The following is an 18,876-nucleotide window of genomic DNA, read 5'->3' as shown; positions in this document are numbered from 1 at the left end:
CCTTCGATCAGCGAAGGGCGCTCAGCACCTCGCCCGCCCGTAGATAGCGGGTCGGATCGATCGCCTTGCCCGAGCGCCGCACCTCGTAATGCAGATGCGGACCGGTGGAGCGCCCCGTCGAACCGACGCGGCCGATCGGATCGCCGCCCGAAACCGTCTGCCCCGCAGCGACGTCGATCGCCGAGAGATGCGCGTAGCGCGTGACGTGGCCCGCGCCGTGATCGATCTCCACCATCAGGCCGTAGCCGCCGCGACGCCCGGCGCGCGAGACCTTGCCGGGCGCGGAGGCGAGCACCGGCGTGCCCGTCGGGGCGGGATAGTCGATGCCGGCGTGCATGGCCGGACGGCGGAAGAACGGGTCGAGCCGGACGCCGAAATTGCTGCTCGCCGCCGCGTTCTCGACGGGCGCTCGCAAGGGAAGCGCGGTCGTCGCCTGCTGCACGTCGCGCAGGTTGGAAAGCGCGTCCGCCAGGCGCGTCAGCTCGTTGGTGAACGGATCGACGAAGGGAACGGGCACGAACGGCCCGCCCATGGCAGCCGCCGCTTCGTTCTCGCGCACGCCGACATCGACGAGGATGCCGGCGATCTCCGCGGCGCGCATCTCTGCCGCCTCGGCGAGGAGCGCGAGCTGCTCGACCTGGTTTTCCTCGATCGCCTCGACCTTCGCCGCGACGCCCGCGAGCGTCTCGGCGGTGGTCGGCCCGCTCGGCGTCAGGGCCGCGCCCCGCTGCGGGCCGCTGCGCGAGGGCGAGCGGTCGGTGCTCGGGCGCAGGTCGAAGCTGGAGAAGAAGTCGGGCTTCGCGGTTTCCCGCGGCGCATAGGCGTTGATCGGCGCGTCGAACGCGTCCGGTCGCTCCGAGGGCAGAGGAATGTCGGCGGGAATCAGGCCGGAGCTGCGAGCCTGGGCGACCAGCGGCTGCATCTGTTCGAATCGCTGCTCGATGACCCGCTGGCGGTCGAGCATCCGCGAGAGCCCGGCCTCGAAATCGCGCCGTTCCGAATGCTCCCGGCTGACCGCCCGGTCGAGGTCGCGGCGAAGATCGGCGATCCGCTTCTCGTAGGCCGAGACCGTGCGCGCCTCGCGGGCGCGGAAGGCCGACGCGACGTCGTCGCTGGCGAGGAAGAGCGCGGTCGAGCCGACACCCGCGACGACGATGGTCGTGAGCGCGAGAGCCGCCGCCAGCGCAGCCGCGGGCCGGACCGTCATCCGCCACACCTTTTCCCCGCGCGCGAGCGTCAGCGTCGGGCGCGGGGAGGGCGGTGCGAAGATCGGCTGGGCTGGGCGGCTCATGTCGGACCGGGGACTGAATCTCCGGCCGATTGGAAACCATTAAGGTTAAGGAAGGGTGAGGCCTTCGTCGGAGCGCTCCATGCGGGCGACGTTCAGCCGGCGGCCAGCGCCTTCGCGGCCGCCAGCACCTCGTCGACATGGCCCTTGACCTTCACCTTCGGCCAGACCCGGTGGGCGCGCGCCTGCGCATCGAAGAGAATCGTCGCGCGCTCCACGCCCATATAAGTCCGGCCATACATCGACTTCTCGACCCACAGCCCGAGCGCGGAGATCAGTTTTTTCTCCTCGTCCGCCAGAAGCCGGACGCTCAGCTCGTGCTTGGTCGCGAACTTGGCATGGCTCTTCACCCCGTCCGGCGAGACCCCGAACACGGGCACGCCGATCGCCGCGAACTCCTCTCCGGCCTGCGAGAAGTCCTTCGCCTCGACCGTGCAGCCCGACGTGTCGTCCTTGGGATAGAAGTAGAGGACGAAGGGCCTGCCTTTCAGATCGTCGAGCGAGACGGTCGCGCCGTCCGCGTCCGGCAGTTCGAATGCGGGGCAGGGCGTGCCTTCACGAAGCTGTTTCATTGAATCGCCTTCCTTTCGGTCACATGGAGAGGAAGGATTCGTAAACCGAACTCCACGATTTTGGCAGGTGCGGCGCGCTCCTTCGCGTCGCGGACGAATCGGCGCGGGCAAGAGGATCGAGACGATGGAGCGCGGCGCCCCGCACCCCGGCCTTCGCCTGCGAAAGGCCACGCCGCCGTCGATGGCCTGGGCCGGGACGAGCGTTTCTTTCGGATGAGGCTCCTTGGCCGCATCCTGATCGTCGCGCTTTGCGTGCCCGTCCTGCTCGTCTTCCTCGGGGCGGGCGCCGTGGCGTTCCTGTTCGGCACCGAGACCGGACGCGACTTTGCGCGAACCCGCACGCAGGCGACCATCGCCCGCCTGCTCGGCCCGACCTACGCCAGCGATCTCGGCGAGCAGACTTTCGAGATGCGGCCCGACGGAACGCTGGCGATCGGCTGGGAGGGCGTCACCCTCTCCAAGGTCGGCGAGGCCGGTCCCGCGACGGCTGTCGATCGTGTCGCCTTCGCCGTGCGTCTCCTGCCGCTCGTCGGGGGCGGGCTCGAATTCGGGCGTCTGGAGATTTCCGGGGCTCGCATCGACCTCGAAACGCTCGGCCTGCGCGCCGGCCCGAACGAGGTGCCGAGCGTCTCGGCGGTCGCCGACGACGCCTTCGCCGCGCTGGAACGCCAGCTGGCGGCGCTGAACGCCTTCCGTTTCGAGACGGTCGCCTTCAACAACATTGCGGTCGAGGGCCTGCCGAAGATGCCCGGCGGGATCGAGAAGCTGCATCTGCACTTCGCCGAGCTGCGCCGTGACGGCGCCGGGCGCCTCGACCTCGCGGCCGCCCTGTCGCTCGGCCCGCTGCCCTTGTCTCTGACGGGAGAGGCTGCCTTCGAAGGGGGGCGCCTCCAGGACCTTTCCGTTCGCTCCAGCCCGGCGGAAATGCGTCTCGTCGCCCCGCCCGGACCGCCGGAGGATTTGCGGGACGAGCGCAGGTTCGCCACCGACGCCGATCTCGCCGTCACGCTGAGGGCCCGCCGCGAGCCGCAGGAGGGCACTCTCGTGTCCGACCTCATCGTCACGTCGGGGCCGGGTGCGGTCCAGCTCGGGCGCAACCGCACGCGCATCGAGCAGGCCGAGCTTCGCTTCCGCCATCGCGGCGGCGAGGAGCGGATCGAGATCGTAGAGAGCCCGGTCCGGTTCTCCGGAGTCTCGTTCGATCTCGTGGGCGAGTTCGAGCCCGTTCACGCCGGGTCCAAGCAGACGCGCTTCCGCATCGAGGCGCCGAGGATCCTGTCCCGCGTCGGCCTGCCCGAAGGGGTGGAGGAACCGCTGGAAGCCTCCCTTCGCGCCGAAGGCGTGCTCGACCTGCCGGCGTCGCGCGCGGAGCTGACGCGCCTCGCCTTCGCCTCGGGCGAGGAGACGCTGGAGGGGTCGGGCCAGCTCGACCTGTCCGGCCCGGAGGGAATGACCCGCGTCGACCTGATCGGCACGAAGATCGGCGCGCGGACGCTGAAGGCGTATTGGCCCTTCAATCTGGCGGGGGGCGCGCGGCGGTGGATCGTCTCCCATCTCGGCGACGAGGGCCGGGCCGCGAGCGCCGAGATCGCCGTCGCCGTGCGCCGCGATCGCTTCGAAGGCGCCTTCGGGCGCGAGGGGCGGCTGCGCGCCGGCGAACTCAGGGTGGACGTGGAGATCGAGGGGGCGGATCTCTCCACCTTCGGCGGTCTGCCGCGCCTCTTTCAGGCCAATGGCGACATCGCCGTGCGCGGAAGCCGAACCCGGATCGCGCTGCAGGACGCCATGGTCGAGGATCACCCGGCGGTCGCGATCGGCGCCTCGAGGCTGGTCCTGACGAAGCCGGACGACGGCAACCGTCGCGACACGCTCTTCGACTTCCATCTGGAGGCGGCGGGCGATGCCGGGCAACTCCTCGCCATTGCCGACGCGCCGCCGATCCGGGCCTTGCGGACGCTCGACTTCACCCCGGCGGACGTCGCGGGCACGGCGCGGGCCAAGGCCCACGCGCAGCTTCGCATCGGGGACGAGATCGAAGCGTCGCAGATTCTCCGCGGCTGGTCCGTGACCGCCGATCTGATGGACGCCTCCCTGCTGGTTCCCTACCAGGGACGGCGCTTCGCCAATCTGAGCGGCACGCTGGACGTCGAGCCGGACGCCGCCCGCGCGCAGCTCGCGGGGCTCATGGACGACATGCCGGCCGACATCGCGTTGAGCGTTCCGGTCGGGTCGAACTCGTCCGTCGAACGGCTCGTCACCATCGATCTCGACGTGTCCGCCGCAAAGGCCATGGAGCTCGTGCCGGCGATGCGCGGCGCGATCGAAGGGCCGATCGCGGCCGAGCTGACGCAGGATTCGGTGGGCCTGCGCGCCCATCTCGACCTGACCCGAACGGCGCTGACCGTTCCCTCCATCGCATGGCGCAAGGGCGGCGGCGTTCCCGCCACGATCGACCTTTCCATCGTCAACCGCGATGGAACGATGGACCTCAACGACATCCGCATGGCCGGCGCGGGCTTCTCGGCGGCGGGCTCTGCCACCATTGACGGGCAGGGCCTGCGCTCCGCGCGGCTGCGGGACGTGGCGCTGAACCCCGGCGACCGGATTTCGCTTTCGATGGACCGCAGCCCCAACGGCTTCTCGCTCGACATCGAGGGGAGCCGCTTCGACGCGCGACCGCTGCTGCAGGAGCTGAAGGCGAGCGCCGGTCGCCCCCGCTCAGGCACCGCTTCGGGCCTGACCTTCGACATCGCCGCGAGCATCGACACGGTGCGCGGCTTCGACGAGCGGACCTTGAGCGGCATCGAGCTGAACTACGCCAGCGTGGACGGGCGTCTCGCGGCGCTTTCGGTGGCCGGGCGGACGGGCCAGGGCGCGGTTCAGGTCGATCTCTCGCCACGCGAGAGCGGGCCGGCGCTGCGCGTCTCCACGCAGGACCTCGGCGCCTTCATCGGCTTTGCCGGGCTCTACGGCAACATGGAGGCCGGCACAGCGACGCTCGACCTTCAGGGCGCGCCGGACGGCTCCTACCAGGGGGTCATCTCGATCCAGGACTTCACGCTCGTCGACGAGCCGCGGCTGGAGCGCTTCGTCGGCTCGGAGCCCGTTCCCGGACAGGGGACGCTCTCGCAGGCGCTCGGCCAGGACCTGCGCACCAGCCGCGCCTATTTCGATCAGGCCTCCGCCGTCCTGCATTACGGCGACGGCCGTCTCGGCGTGTCCAACGGCATCATAAGGGGGCCGGTCTTCGGCTCCAGCTTCGCCGGCATCCTCTACGACCGCGAAAGCCGCATCGACATCGTCGGCTCGTTCATGCCGGCCTACAGCGTCAACCGGATCTTCGGCTCGATCCCGCTCGTCGGCCGTATTCTCGGCAACGGCAACGAGGGCGGGCTGCTCGGCCTGACCTATCAGCTCTCCGGGGCCTTCGCCTCGCCGACGCTGACGGTGAACCCGATCTCCATCATCGCGCCCGGCGTCTTCCGGCAGATTTTCGAGTACTGATACGAAGAAGGGCGCCCGAGAGCGCCCTTTCGGATGTTCCGATCGACCGTTCGCCCTCCTCAGACCGGGCGGACGAGAACGTGCTTCTTGCGACCGACCGAGAGCTTCACGACGCCTTCCGCGAGATCGGCACTGCCGACGCTCTGACGCTCGTCGGAGACGGACGCGTCGTTCAGGCGAACGCCGCCGCCCTGAACGTGGCGCCGTGCCTCGCCGTTGGACGAGGCGAGACCCGCGCGCACCAGAAGGCCGAGGATGCCGACGCCGGCGGAAAGCTCGGAAGCGGGAACCTCGATCGTCGGCAGGTCGGAGGCGAGCGCGCCCTCCTCGAAGGCGATGCGCGCGGTCTCCGCCGCCTTCGTCGCGGCCTCGCGGCCGTGGACGATGGCGGTCGCCTCCGTCGCGAGCACCTTCTTCGCCTCGTTGATCTCCGAGCCGCCGAGGCTCGCGAGCCTCGCGATCTCGTCCAGCGGCAGCCGCGTGAAGATCTTCAGGAAACGCCCGACGTCGGCGTCCTCGGTGTTCCGCCAGTACTGCCAGAAATCGTAGGGCGAGAAGAGGTCGCCGTTGAGCCAGACCGCGCCGGAGGCCGACTTGCCCATCTTCTCGCCGGAGGACTTGGTCAGGAGCGGCGTCGTGAGCGCGTAGAGCTGCGGCCCGCCCATGCGGTGCGAGAGGTCGACGCCGTTGATGATGTTGCCCCACTGGTCGGAGCCGCCCATCTGCAGGACCGTGCCGTAGCGCCGGTTGAGCTCGGTGAAGTCGTAGCCCTGCATGATCATGTAGTTGAACTCGAGGAACGAGAGCGACTGCTCCCGGTCGAGCCGCAGCTTCACCGAATCGAAGGACAGCATCCGGTTGACGGAGAAATGCCGGCCGACGTCGCGCAGGAACTCCAGATAGTTCAGCTTCAGGAGCCAGTCGGCGTTGTTCACCATGATGGCGGGGTTCGAGCCGCCATAGTTCAGGATGTTGCCGAAGACGCGCTGGATGCCGTCGATATTGGTCTGGATCTGGTCGGTCGTCAGGAGCTGGCGCTGGTCGTCGCGGAAGGACGGGTCGCCTACCATCGACGTTCCGCCGCCCATCAGGCTGATCGCCTTGTGGCCCGTCTCCTGCAGCCAGTAGAGCATGGTGACGGTGATGAGATTGCCGATGTGGATCGACGTCGCCGTCGCGTCGTAGCCGACATAGCCCGTGATCGGACCCTTCGACGCCAGAGCGTCCAATCCTTCCGGATCGGAGATCTGATGGATGAAGCCCCGCTCGTCGAGGACGCGCAGGAAGTCGGACTTGAAACGGCTCATCGGGTCTTCTCGGGCGTTCGGCTGTCCGTGACAGCCTCAGGTCACTTGAGGCGCTTGGGGCGCTCGTCGGTCAGTTCGCCGGCCAGGCGCCGGTCCAGATAGTCGGCGCACTCGGCCATCAGCTCGGGCGTGTGCTCGGTGTAGAAATGGTTGGCGCCCTCGATCGTCTTCTGCGTGATCAGGATGCCCTTCTGCGTCTTCAGCTTGTCGACGAGCGTCTGGACGTCCTTGGGCGGCGCCACGCGGTCCTTGTCGCCGTGGATGATGAGGCCCGAGGAGGGGCAGGGCGCCAGGAACGAGAAGTCGTAGGAGTTCGGCTGCGGCGAGATGGACATGAAGCCCTCGATCTCGGGCCGGCGCATCAGAAGCTGCATGCCGATCCAGGCGCCGAAGGAATAGCCGGCGACCCAGCAATGCTTGGAATCGGGGTGGAGGCTCTGCACCCAGTCCAGCGCCGAGGCGGCGTCCGACAGCTCGCCCGCGCCGTGGTCGAACTCGCCCTGGCTGCGGCCGATGCCGCGGAAGTTGAAGCGCAGCGTCGTGAAGCCGCGCTCCTGGAACATGTAGAAGAGCTGGTAGACGATCTGGTTGTTCATCGTGCCGCCGAAGCGCGGGTGCGGATGCAGCACGATGGCGATCGGCGCGTTCTTTTCCTTCGCGGCCTGATAACGGCCCTCGAGGCGGCCGGCCGGGCCGTTGAAGATGACTTCGGGCATTCTCGTATCCTACGGATCGGGAGGCGCACGGGGCCGGGGCGGCCTGCCGTTGGACGCGGGCGTCCCCGCCTTGACGCAGATCGGACGGGTCCATACGCTCGAATTCGATTGGAACAGTTCGAAACTGTCACGTCTGGCTGCCGCGCTCTATAGTCCGGCGAGCGCGGCGAATTCAAGAAATTTGCGGCCTGCCGAGGCCGTCTCCGAGCCGAGCGACGGGATTGGATGATGGACGGGACGCGCCGCCTCTACTTCGACCACAACGCCTCGGCTCCGCTCCTGCCGCAGGCCCGGGACGCCATGCTGCGCGCGCTTTCGGACGCGGGGAACCCCTCCTCGGTCCACCGCGAAGGCCGCAGGGCACGGGGGATCGTCGAGGACGCGCGCCGCTCCGTGGCCTCGCTTGCGGGCGCGGACCCGGACGGCGTCATCTTCACCAGCGGCGCCAGCGAGGCGGCGAACGCCGCCCTTTCGCCCCTCTGGCGGAGGGGCGAGGAGACGGCGCGGGTCACGCGCATGGCCGTGGTCGAGACCGACCATCCATGCTTCCGCGAGGGCGGGCGCCTCGGCGCCGAGAGCGTCACCAAACTGCCCGTGGATGTGAACGGCCACCTTCTGATCGACGCCCTCGGCGACTGGCTCGACATGCCGGGCGAGGGCACGCCGCTTCTCGCGATCACGCTCGCCAACAACGAAAGCGGCGTGATCCAGCCCCTCGCTCCGATCCGCGAGGCACTGGCGGGGCGCGACGTCATCTTCCTCGTGGACGCCGTCCAGGCTGCCGGGCGGATGCCGCTCGACATCGCGGACCTCGGGGCGGACGCGATCCTCCTGTCCGGGCACAAGATCGGCGCGGCGATCGGCGTCGGTGCGCTGGTGCTCGCCGACCCCTTCGTCTGTCCCGCGCCGCTGATCGTCGGCGGGGGGCAGGAGCGCCGCCACCGCGCCGGAACGGAAGCGGTGCCCGCCATCGCCAGCTTCGGCGCGGCGGCCGGGATCGCGGCCGCGCGGGGGCCGGATGACATCGCCCGGCTCCTCGCCCTGCGCACGCGGTTGGAGGACAGGCTCAAGCGAAGCGGCGCGATCGTCGTCGGCGACGGCGTCGAGCGTTTGCCGAACACCGTCTTCGTCGCAGGTCCCGGCCTTCGCAGCGAGACGGCCCAGATCGCGCTGGATCTGCAGGGCTTCGCGGTCTCCGGCGGATCGGCCTGCGCGTCCGGCAAGGTCGCGGCGAGCCCGGTCCTCGCGGCCCATCACCGCGCCGGATTGCCGATCGACCTCGCCGCCGGTGCAATCCGCGTCAGTTTCGGCTACGAGACCGCCGAGGCCGAGGTGGATGCGGTCGCGCTGGCCTTGAGCGAGCTCGTCGAACGTGCCGCCGACCGCACGCCGGATCGTCGCGTCGCCTGACGTCGAAGATTGCAATCATTCCAGAATACCGGCTTCAAGTTTGCGGCCGGAATGACTATTTGAGCCAGACCCAACGGGCACGTCCGCGTGCCTGTCCGACCACCGGACCTTGAATCCGGCGAGGATGGAGAAAATCGAGCATGCCGGCAGTTCAGGAAACCATCGATCAGGTCGCGCGCATCGACGTCGATCAGTACAAATACGGCTTCGAGACCGAGATCGAGATGGACGTCGCCCCCAAGGGGCTGAACGAAGAGACGGTGCGGCTCATCTCGGCCAAGAAGAACGAGCCGGAATGGATGCTCGAATGGCGTCTGGCGGCGCTGGAGCGCTGGAAGACGATGCAGAGCCCCGACTGGGCGCGCCTCGACTATCCGCCGATCGACTATCAGGACATCCACTACTACGCCGCGCCGAAGAACTGGGCCGACGGCCCGGCCTCGCTCGACGAGGTGGATCCCGAGATCCTGCGGACGTACGAGAAGCTCGGCATCCCGCTCAAGGAGCAGGAGATCCTCGCGGGCGTGCGCCGCGCCGACGAGCCCTCCAAGCTCGACGAGGACGGCGAGGCGACGGAAAACGGCTACGGGCGCAAGGTCGCGGTGGACGCGGTCTTCGATTCGGTCTCGGTCGCGACGACCTTCAAGAAGGAGCTCCAGAAGGCCGGCGTGATCTTCATGCCGATCTCCGAGGCGATCCGCGAGCACCCCGAGCTGGTGAAGAAGTATCTGGGCTCGGTCGTTCCGGTCTCCGACAATTTCTTCGCGACGCTGAATTCGGCCGTCTTCACCGACGGCTCCTTCGTCTACGTGCCGCCCGGCGTGCGCTGCCCGATGGAGCTGTCGACCTACTTCCGGATCAACGAGCGCAACACCGGCCAGTTCGAGCGCACGCTCATCATCGCCGACAAGGGCTCCTACGTCTCCTATCTGGAAGGCTGCACCGCGCCGCAGCGCGACGAGAACCAGCTGCACGCGGCGGTCGTCGAGCTCGTCGCTCTGGACGATGCCGAGATCAAATACTCCACCGTCCAGAACTGGTATCCGGGCGACAAGGAGGGCAAGGGCGGCATCTACAATTTCGTGACCAAGCGCGGCGACTGCCGGGGCGCGAACTCGCGCATCTCCTGGACGCAGGTCGAGACCGGCTCGGCGATCACCTGGAAGTACCCGTCCTGCCTGCTGCGCGGCGACAATTCGCGCGGCGAGTTCTATTCGATCGCGGTCTCCAACGGCCGTCAGCAGATCGACTCGGGCACCAAGATGATTCATCTCGGCAAGAACACGTCGAGCCGCATCATCTCGAAGGGCATCTCGGCCGGCAATTCGAACAACACCTATCGCGGACAGGTCTCGGCCCACCGCAAGGCGGCGAACGCGCGCAACTTCACGCAGTGTGACTCGCTGCTCATCGGCGAGGAGTGCGGCGCGCACACCGTGCCCTACATCGAGTCGAAGAACTCGACCGCGCAGTTCGAGCACGAGGCGACGACGTCCAAGATCTCCGAGGACCAGCTGTTCTACTGCATGCAGCGCGGCATCCCGGAGGAGGAGGCCGTGGCGCTCATCGTCAACGGCTTCGTCAAGGACGTCATCCAGCAGCTGCCGATGGAGTTCGCCGTCGAAGCCCAGAAGCTGATCGGGATCTCGCTAGAGGGGAGCGTCGGGTGAGGATTTTCGCTGCGATGGCCACTCCCACCGCCGTCATCCTCGGGCTCGTCCCGAGGGTCTAAGCCGATGGACGCGCGTTGACCGGCTTCGTCTACATGATGTCGGATCGGCCGCGGGGCGTGATCTACACGGGGGTAACGAACGACATTCGTCGGCGAACCCTCGAACACAGAAGCGGAAGCGTCGAAGGTTTTACGTCACGGTATCGTGCCACGAACCTAGTATGGTTCGAACGCCACCCGAACATCGTTCTGGCGATCCAGCGGGAAAAGTCGCTGAAACGCTACCGGCGCGAATGGAAGACGAGCCTGACCGAGGGACTGAACCCGACTTGGCTTGATCTCTTCGAACGCATCGACGAGATCGACGACGAATACAGACCGCATCCGAATTCGCTAATGCGGGGCGACTATCACTGACGGGTCGGCAGATCCTCGGGACAAGCCCGAGGATGACGGCCGGAGAGAGACAGAAGTGGCAGCCTTCGCGGCCGCCGATCGATGACACGAACGAAGAAGACCGCACGATGCTCGAAATCCGTAACCTTCACGCCCGCGTCGCGGACACCGACACCGAGATCCTGCGCGGGCTCGATCTGACGGTGCAGGACGGCGAAGTCGCCGCGATCATGGGGCCGAACGGCTCCGGCAAGTCGACGCTGTCCTACATCATCGCCGGGCGCGAGGACTACGAGGTCACCGAGGGCGACATCCTCTACAATGGCGAGTCGATCCTGGAGATGGACGCCGCCGAGCGCGCCGCGTCGGGCGTCTTCCTCGCCTTCCAGTATCCGTTGGAGATTCCGGGCGTCGCCACGATGACGTTCCTGAAGACCGCGCTGAACGCGCAGCGCAAGGCGCGCGGCGAGGCCGAGCTGACGACGCCGGACTTCATGCGCCGCGTGAAGGCGTCCGCCGCCGATCTGAAGATCGAGGCGGACATGCTCAAGCGGCCGCTGAACGTCGGCTTCTCGGGCGGCGAGAAGAAGCGCGCCGAAATCCTGCAGATGGCGCTCCTGGAGCCCAAGCTCTGCGTCATGGACGAGACCGATTCCGGCCTCGACATCGACGCCCTGAAGATCGTCGCGGACGGCGTCAACGCGCTGCGCGGCCCGGAGCGCTCCTTCCTCGTCATCACCCACTACCAGCGCCTGCTCGACTACATCGTGCCGGACACGGTGCATGTCCTCTACAAGGGCCGCATCATCAAGTCGGGCGACAAGAACCTCGCGCTCCAGCTGGAGAACGAGGGCTACAGTCAGGTGATCGGGGAGGCGGCCTGATCCATGTCCGCCGTTCTGAAGACAAACCGAACGCCCGCCGAAGCCGCGCTGATCGAGCGCGCGGAGGGTTCGGGCGCCGTCGCCGACTCGAACCGCCAGGCGGCGCTCGAAGCGCTGCGGGCCGAAGGCCTGCCGAGCCGGCGCGTCGAGGCCTGGCACTACACGGACCTGCGCGCGCTTCTCGGGCGCCGTCCGCTGGAGGCCGGACCGTCCGCGGGAGGCGATTTCCTCGCGCCGCTCATCCCGAACAGCGCGGTCATCGAGCTCGGCGCCGAGGCGGGTTCGAACGATCCGCTGCCGGGCGTCCATGTCGAGCGCTCCTCCGAGCAGCTGGGCTGGGCGGAATCGGTCAACCATCTCGACCGCGCCTTCGACACGGTGCGGCTCCTGAACACCGCCCTCGGCGCCACCGGCTCCTCGATCGCCGTCGCTGACGGCGCGAATGTCGAGCGTCCGATCGAGCTGCGCGCCGCGCCGCGCGCGGACGGCAGCCACGGCTTCTCGTCCGTCTCGCTCGGCTCGGGCTCGAAGGCGGTGATCGTGGAGCGCCTTTCGGCGGGCTCGCAGAGCGCTCTGTCGACCGCCGTCAACGCGCTGACCCTCGGCGACGACGCCGAGGTGCTTTGGATCGTGGATCAGGAGAAGGGCGAGGGCGAAAGCCATCTCGGCCAGCTCAACGTGACGCTCGGGGCCAATTCCGTCCTCAAGGTCTTCGTGCTGAACGCCGGCGGCGCCGTCGTGCGGCAGGAGGTTCATGCCAAAACCCTCGGCGAGGGCGCGCACGTGATGATCCGGGGCGTGAACCTGCTCAAGGCGGGCCAGCACGTCGACGTCACGACCTCGCTGAACCACATGGTGCCGCACACCACCGCCTCGGAGGTGTTCCGCAACGTGGTGACCGGCGGGCACGGCGTGTTCCAAGGCATGATCCGCGTCGCCAAGGGCGCGCAGAAGACCGACGCCAAGCTCGCCTGCAACTCGCTGCTTCTCTCGGACGAGGGCGACTTCTCGGCCAAGCCCGAGCTGGAAATCTTCGCCGACGACGTCGTCTGCGGCCACGGCGCGACGGCGGGCGAGATCAACGCCGACCATCTCTTCTACCTAATGAGCCGCGGCATTCCCGAGGCCCAGGCGCGCGCGCTTCTGGTGAAGGCCTTCGTCGACGAGGTCGTCGAGGAGCTGGAGCACGAAGCGGCGGTCGAGGTTCTGGAAGCGCGCATCGACGAGTGGCTGGCGGTGCCGAGATGAACCGGCGCTCCGGCACGGTCGCGGTCGAGATCTCGATCGGCGGCCGAGCCGGATCGGCTCCGCCTGCCTTCTGCCGTTCGGCGGCCTCTTGATGGAGTTCCTGTCCCATGACGGTTGAGACCGCCACAGCCTCGACGACCTACGACGTCGAGGCCATCCGCGCCGACTTCCCGATCCTGTCGCGCGAGGTCTACGGCAAGCCGCTCGTCTATCTCGACAACGGCGCCTCGGCGCAGAAGCCGCGTCAGGTGCTGGACGCGATCCAGTACGCTTACACGCACACCTATTCCAACGTTCATCGCGGGCTTCACTTCCTGTCGAACGCCCAGACCGACGCTTTCGAGGCCGCGCGCGAGACCGTGCGCGTCTTCCTGAACGCGGCCTCTCACGAGGAGATCGTCTTCACGAGCGGGGCGACCGAGGCGATCAACCTCGTCGCCTATGGCTACGCGATGCCCGAGATCGGGGAGGGCGACGAGATCGTCCTGACCCAGATGGAGCATCACTCCAACATCGTGCCGTGGCACTTCCTGCGTGAGCGGCAGGGCGCCAAGCTCGTCTTCGTGCCCGTCGAGGACGACGGCTCGATCTCCGTCGAGGCCTTCGAACGCGCCATCACGCCCCGCACCAAGCTGATCGCGTTCACGCACATGTCGAACGTCACCGGCACCGTCACGCCGGTGAAGGAGATCGTGGCGCTGGCGCGCGGGAAGGGCATCGCGACCCTCGTCGACGGCAGCCAGGGCGCGGTCCACCTGCCGGTCGACGTGCAGGATCTGGGCTGCGACTTCTACGTGATGACCGGCCACAAGCTCTACGGTCCGACCGGCATCGGCGTCCTCTACGGCCGCCGCGAGATGCTGGAGCGCACGCGCCCCTTCAAGGGCGGCGGCGAGATGATCGTGGAGGTGTCGGAGGAGGGCGTCAGCTACAACGCACCGCCGCACCGTTTCGAGGCGGGCACGCCTCCGATCGTGCAGGCGATCGGCCTCGCCGCGGCGCTCGACTACATGCGCGGGATCGGCCGCGAGGCGATCCTCGCGCACGAGGAATCCTTGCGCGATTACGCCCACGAGCGGCTGAAGGCGATCAACGCGCTGCGCATCTACGGCGAGGCGCCGGGCAAGGGCGCCATCGTCTCCTTCGATCTCGAAGGCATCCACGCCCATGACGTCTCGATGGTCATCGATCGGGAGGGCGTCGCGGTGCGCGCGGGCACCCATTGCGCGCAGCCCCTGTTGAAGCGCTTCGGCGCGACGTCTACATGCCGGGCATCCTTCGGGCTATACAACACGAAGGCCGAGATCGATCGCCTTGCGGACGCACTCGAAAAGGCGCGGCGATTCTTCGCCTGAGGACGAGACGATGACCGAACATCCAGACGGCGCCGCCAAGGCCGAGCCCGTGGCGACGACCGACACCGCCGACGCCAATGTCGCCTTCGCGGGCGGCACGGCCCAGTCCGCCATTCCCGCGGAGGAGCTGACGCGCCTGACCGACGACATCGTCTCGGCGCTGAAGACGGTCTACGACCCGGAAATTCCGGCCGACATCTACGAGCTCGGCCTCATCTACAAGATCGACATCGACGACGACCGCAATGTCGACGTGCAGATGACGCTCACCGCGCCGGGCTGTCCCGTCGCGGGCGAGATGCCGATCTGGGTCGAGAACGCCGTCGCCTCCGTCGAGGGCATCCAGGCGGTGAAGGTCGAGCTCGTCTTCGATCCTCCGTGGACGCCCGAGCGGATGAGCGAAGAGGCGCAGGTCGCCGTCGGCTGGTACTGAGGCGCCTTGCGCGCCCCGGCCGCCGAAGCCATCTTCAGCTTGCACTCCGATATGGGAGCCAGGACCATGGGCCGCTTCTCCGTCCTCACCCTCACCGAAGACGCCGCCGAGCGTGTCCGTTCCATCATGGCCGCGAAGGGCGATGAAGCGCTGGGCATTCGCGTCGGGGTCAAGAAGGGCGGCTGCGCGGGCATGGAGTACACGATCGACCTCGTGACCGAGGCCAGGCCCGGCGAGGACATGGTCGAGAAGGACGGCGCGCGCGTCTATGTGGCGCCCGAGGCCGTCCTGTTCCTTCTCGGAACCGAGATGGGCTACGAGGAGACGGTGCTGCGGTCCGGCTTCACCTTCCGCAATCCGAACCAGACCTCGGCCTGCGGCTGCGGCGAATCGGTCGAGCTGAAGCCGGCCGAGCGCAGCCGTCTGGAGGCCGCCGAGGCCTGAGCCCCCGATGGACGAGGAGCATCTGCGCGATCTCTTCGCCTCGCTTCCCGCGATCTCGATCCGGCGGATGTTCGGCGGGCAGGGCATCTACTGCGACGGGATCATCATCGCCGTGGTCCTCGACGGCGAGCTCTATCTGAAATGCGATCCCGAGACCGAGGCAACCTACGAAGCGGCCGGCTGCGACCGCTGGCGCTACACGCGCCCCGGCCGGGCGCCCGTCGCCATGCCGTACTACCGTCTCCCCGACGAAGCGCTGGAGGATGACGACGAGATGGCCCGCTGGGCGCTCGTGGCGGTCAGCGCGGCTCGGAACGCTACGGGGCGCAAGGCGTCCGGGCCGTCGCGCAAGCGCGCGTCGCCTCGCGCCTGACGGCCGCCGCGATCAGGCGATGCGGTCGAGCAGCGCGTCGATCGCCGCCCAGCGCTCGTCCTCGCTGTCGCTCGGCTCCTCGCTGATCAGCCGAAGCTCCGACCAGCGAAGCGCGCTCCCCTTTCGAGGCTTGATGCGCTTCTTCAAGGCCTTCGAATCGTCGAGGGAGAAGGTCGCGGCCACGGCTTTCGGTCCCGCATCCAGCCGGCGAATTCCGAGCGTCGTCGCCCGAAGCCGCAGGGCCGCCAGCCGGAAGGTCCGGTCGAGCGCGGACGGAATCGGGCCGAAACGGTCGGTGATCTCCGTCCGGAGGCGGGTCAGCGCCGCTTCGTCCTCGGCGCGGTCCAGCGCGACCGCGAGCTCCAGCCGCAGCTCCGGCTCGGGCACGTGATCGGCGGGGATCGTGCCGGCGATGCCGGTGTTCAGCTCGCAACGCCAGTCGTCGCCGGGGTCCTCGCGGCGAGCGGTCTTGAGCGCGCGCTCCAGCGTCCGGCGGTAGAGCGACAGGCCGATCAGCTGGAGATGGCCGGCCTGCTCGTCTCCCAGCAGCTCGCCCGCGCCGCGCATGTCGAGGTCGCGCGCGCTGATGTCGAAGCCGGAGCCGAGCGCGGTCAGACGCTCCAGGGTTTCGAGGCGCTGGCGGGCCGCGTCGGTCAGTTCGGCCTCCGGTTCGGTGGCCAGGAGCACGGTCCCGCGCCGCACCCCGCGCCCGACCCGGCCCCGGAGCTGGTGGAGCTGGGCGAGCCCGAAGCGGTCGGGCCGATAGACGATCATCGTGTTCGCCGCCGTCACGTCGAGCCCGCTCTCGATGATGTTCGTTGCGAGCAGAACGTCGCCTTTCCCGTCAGCGAAATCGATCATCGTCTGCTCGACCTCGGCGGGCGCCATCTCGCCGTGCAGCGTGGCGACGGACAGATTCGGCGCCAGCTCCGCGAGCCGCTCGGCCATGGGGGCGATGTCCTCGATCCGGGGGCAGACGACATAGCTCTGCCCGCCGCGCGCCTTTTCCGCGAGGAGGGCGTCGCGGACGGCCTCATCCTCGATCGACACGGTCCGCGTGCGGATGGGCCTGCGCCGGACGGGCGGCGTCTCGATCACCGAGATGTCGTGCAGGCCGACGAACCCGGCCTGCAACGTCCGGGGAATGGGCGTCGCCGTCATCGACAGGACGTGCAGGTCCGGCGCGAGCTTGCGGATCGTCTCCTTGTGACGCGACCCGAACCGCTGCTCCTCGTCGATCACGACGAGAGCGAGGTCGTCGAAGGCGACGTCCTTTCCGCAAATGGCATGGGTCGCCACGAGAACGCGAATGCGCCCGTCCGCCAGACGCTCGCGGATGTCGCGAGCCTCCTGCGAACTCTGCAGGCGTGAGAGAAGCGCGATCTCGATTCCATCCCGGGCGAAGCGCTTTGCGAAGGTCTCGAAGTGCTGACGCGCCAGAACGGTCGTCGGGGCGACGACGGCGACCTGGCGGCCGGAGAGCGCGGCGGCCGCCACCGCGCGCAACGCCACCTCGGTCTTGCCGAAGCCGACGTCGCCGCACAGCAGGCGGTCCATCGGCCGCCCGGAGCGCAGATCGGCCAGGATCGCGTCCACGGCCCGGCCCTGGCCGGGCGTCAGGTCGTGGGCGAACCGCTCGCAGAAGCGCTCGAAGGCCACGCGGTCCGGCTGCAGCGGCTTGGCCTTCGCCCTGTCCTTCTCCTTGAGCCGCTCCACCATGCGCCCGGCGGTCGCGGCGATCTCGCCCACGATGCGGTTGCGCTTGGCGATCCAGGAATCGCCCTTCAGCTTGTCGAGAGAGACCTCCGTCCCTTCGCCGCCATATCGCCAGAGTGCACCGATCTCGTGCAGAGGCACGAGCAGGGTCGCATCGTCGGCAAAGCGCAGCCGGATCGCCTCGTTCTCGATCTCGTCTCCGACCGTCTCCAGACCTTCGAGAATGCCCACCCCGTGATCGATATGGACGACCGCGTCGCCGATGCCGAACAGCTCGTCGTTGCGGCGGAACACGTCCTCCGCCGCTTCGGCGCTGCTCCCGCGGGACTGCCCGGCGAGGTGGCGCAGCGTCAGGACGACGACCTTGTCCTCATGGGCGACGAAGCCTTCGGCGATCTCGGCTTCGAGCCGAAGGAGCGCTCCGGGTTCGGCCTTCAGTACCGTTCCCCAATCATCGGCCCTGGCGGTCCGGGCTCCGAACAGTCGGGCGAGGCGCCGGCTCCACAGCCCGGCCTCGCCGCCCTTGGGCGCCGCGAGAACGATACGGTAGCCGCGCTCGCGAAGCGGTTCGGCGAAGGCCTCAACGGCCGTCAGCGCGTCCCGCCGGCTGGCGAAGAGCGGAACGTGCGAATCCTCGTCCGACGGACGCGCCTCCTCGACGACGGCACTCAGCCGCTCGGCGACCCTCGTCTCCCATTCCTGGTCGGTGAGGAAGTCGCGTGCCTGCCGCTTGTCCGTATCCTCCAGAGAAGCGTGGAAGGCGCTCGCGGACCGGTCGGCCTCCGACTCCAGGACGATCTCGGCGTCCGGGAGGTAGTCGAAAAGCGTCTCGGCTTCACCGTAGAGCTCGGCCAGCGAAAGCGAGCGGTTCCGGGCATCGTCCCCCAGTTCGCCCACGCGCTCGCTCGCCGGATCGACGATCAGATGCTCAGTGCCGGCCACCGACCGCTGCGTCACGGGGTCGAAGGAGCGGATGGATCTTATGACCCCGTCCTTGTGCTCGATCCGGCACGGGCGCGGCGCGGCGGCCGGGAAGAACTCGATGACGCTGCCATGGATCGCCGCCTCGCCGGGCTCGTCGCAGCGCTCGTCGAGGACGTAGCCGATGCGCGCGAGCCGGGCCTCGACGTCGCCGATTTCGATGGAATCGCCGACGCGGAACTCGATGTGGATGTCCTGCCAGACGCGTCGCGGCGGCACGCGCCGCATGAGCGCGGCCGCCGTCGTCACCACCGCCGCCGGGCGCTTCTCCTCGTTCAGCAGCCAGCGCAGGAGGCTCATGCGTTTTCCGACCGCCGTCGCGCTCGGGGCGACGCCGTCGGCCGGGTAGCCGTCCCAGCGCGGGAGCAGCGCCGTGCGCTCGGGTCCCGTCAGGATGGAGAGGACGGCGTGGATCTCGCGCGCGCGGCTCGAATTGCGGGCGACATAGAGGATCGGCCGTGCCTTGGGTCGCGCCGCGAGGCGGGCGACCGTCGCAGCCACGGCGCCGACGGGGCGTAGCGGGCTGAGATGCTCCACGCTCGCAGCCTGGGTCTCGAGCGTCACGGTCTGGAGCACG

The 18,876-nt window shown here is 68.5% G+C and carries 15 protein-coding genes; 10 read left to right on the top strand and 5 right to left on the bottom strand.

Annotated elements, in window-relative coordinates; all coding sequences use genetic code 11:
- Positions 1 to 7 precede the first annotated feature (7 nt).
- Positions 8 to 1,291: a M23 family metallopeptidase gene (locus tag AC6R2M_RS09850; protein WP_500481643.1), complete on the bottom strand. Its 1,284-nt coding sequence runs from the start codon at positions 1,289 to 1,291 to the stop codon at positions 8 to 10.
- Between the two features lie 92 nt (positions 1,292 to 1,383).
- Complete coding sequence (locus AC6R2M_RS09845; protein ID WP_500481641.1) at positions 1,384 to 1,860, bottom strand: peroxiredoxin; 477 nt, start codon at positions 1,858 to 1,860, stop codon at positions 1,384 to 1,386.
- A gap of 213 nt (positions 1,861 to 2,073) precedes the next feature.
- Here AC6R2M_RS09845 and AC6R2M_RS09840 point away from each other — a divergent pair, with 213 nt between their 5' ends.
- Positions 2,074 to 5,364 (top strand): hypothetical protein, encoded by a 3,291-nt coding sequence (locus tag AC6R2M_RS09840; RefSeq protein WP_500481639.1) that lies wholly within the window; start codon positions 2,074 to 2,076, stop codon positions 5,362 to 5,364.
- A gap of 59 nt (positions 5,365 to 5,423) precedes the next feature.
- Here AC6R2M_RS09840 and tyrS read toward each other — a convergent pair whose 3' ends face one another.
- A complete protein-coding gene (tyrS, locus tag AC6R2M_RS09835) occupies positions 5,424 to 6,671 on the bottom strand; it encodes a tyrosine--tRNA ligase (protein ID WP_500481638.1) in 1,248 nt (415 codons plus the stop codon).
- A 41-nt stretch (positions 6,672 to 6,712) separates the two neighbouring features.
- Complete coding sequence (locus tag AC6R2M_RS09830; protein ID WP_500481637.1) at positions 6,713 to 7,387, bottom strand: alpha/beta hydrolase; 675 nt, start codon at positions 7,385 to 7,387, stop codon at positions 6,713 to 6,715.
- 225 nt (positions 7,388 to 7,612) lie between these two features.
- On the opposite strand from AC6R2M_RS09830, the gene AC6R2M_RS09825 reads away from it, so the two are divergent.
- The 9 genes from AC6R2M_RS09825 to AC6R2M_RS09785 all read left to right on the top strand — a co-directional run bounded on the left by AC6R2M_RS09825 (position 7,613) and on the right by AC6R2M_RS09785 (position 15,602).
- Positions 7,613 to 8,797, top strand: coding sequence for a cysteine desulfurase family protein (locus AC6R2M_RS09825; protein ID WP_500481636.1), 1,185 nt, complete (start codon positions 7,613 to 7,615; stop codon positions 8,795 to 8,797).
- A 140-nt stretch (positions 8,798 to 8,937) separates the two neighbouring features.
- On the top strand, positions 8,938 to 10,467 hold the full coding sequence (sufB, locus tag AC6R2M_RS09820) for a Fe-S cluster assembly protein SufB (RefSeq protein ID WP_500481635.1): 1,530 nt from the start codon (positions 8,938 to 8,940) through the stop codon (positions 10,465 to 10,467).
- 77 nt (positions 10,468 to 10,544) lie between these two features.
- Positions 10,545 to 10,886 carry a GIY-YIG nuclease family protein gene (locus tag AC6R2M_RS09815; protein ID WP_500481634.1) on the top strand — a complete coding sequence of 114 codons (342 nt, stop codon included), beginning with the start codon at positions 10,545 to 10,547 and terminating at the stop codon, positions 10,884 to 10,886.
- Positions 10,887 to 10,993: 107 nt separating this feature from the next.
- Positions 10,994 to 11,749 carry a Fe-S cluster assembly ATPase SufC gene (sufC, locus tag AC6R2M_RS09810; RefSeq protein ID WP_500481633.1) on the top strand — a complete coding sequence of 252 codons (756 nt, stop codon included), beginning with the start codon at positions 10,994 to 10,996 and terminating at the stop codon, positions 11,747 to 11,749.
- 3 nt (positions 11,750 to 11,752) lie between these two features.
- Positions 11,753 to 12,997, top strand: coding sequence for a Fe-S cluster assembly protein SufD (gene sufD, locus AC6R2M_RS09805; protein ID WP_500481631.1), 1,245 nt, complete (start codon positions 11,753 to 11,755; stop codon positions 12,995 to 12,997).
- Positions 12,998 to 13,104: 107 nt separating this feature from the next.
- On the top strand, positions 13,105 to 14,352 hold the full coding sequence (locus AC6R2M_RS09800; protein ID WP_500481630.1) for a cysteine desulfurase: 1,248 nt from the start codon (positions 13,105 to 13,107) through the stop codon (positions 14,350 to 14,352).
- A 10-nt stretch (positions 14,353 to 14,362) separates the two neighbouring features.
- The gene (locus AC6R2M_RS09795; protein WP_500481629.1) at positions 14,363 to 14,785 is read left to right on the top strand and encodes an SUF system Fe-S cluster assembly protein; all 423 of its coding nucleotides are present in this window, start codon (positions 14,363 to 14,365) and stop codon (positions 14,783 to 14,785) included.
- A 66-nt stretch (positions 14,786 to 14,851) separates the two neighbouring features.
- A complete protein-coding gene (gene sufA, locus AC6R2M_RS09790; RefSeq protein ID WP_500481628.1) occupies positions 14,852 to 15,229 on the top strand; it encodes a Fe-S cluster assembly scaffold SufA in 378 nt (125 codons plus the stop codon).
- 7 nt (positions 15,230 to 15,236) lie between these two features.
- Entirely contained in the window at positions 15,237 to 15,602 is a 366-nt protein-coding gene (locus AC6R2M_RS09785; protein WP_500481627.1) for a TfoX/Sxy family protein, read from the top strand.
- 12 nt (positions 15,603 to 15,614) lie between these two features.
- Here the strand turns inward: AC6R2M_RS09785 and AC6R2M_RS09780 are convergent, their stop codons facing one another.
- Complete coding sequence (locus tag AC6R2M_RS09780) at positions 15,615 to 18,875, bottom strand: helicase-related protein (protein ID WP_500481626.1); 3,261 nt, start codon at positions 18,873 to 18,875, stop codon at positions 15,615 to 15,617.
- Between the last annotated feature and the right edge of the window lies 1 nt (position 18,876).

The organism is Aureimonas sp. CAS, assembly GCF_059838215.1.
The sequence above is the reverse complement of the archived record's forward strand: the minus strand, read 5'-3'. Positions and strand labels throughout refer to the sequence as shown.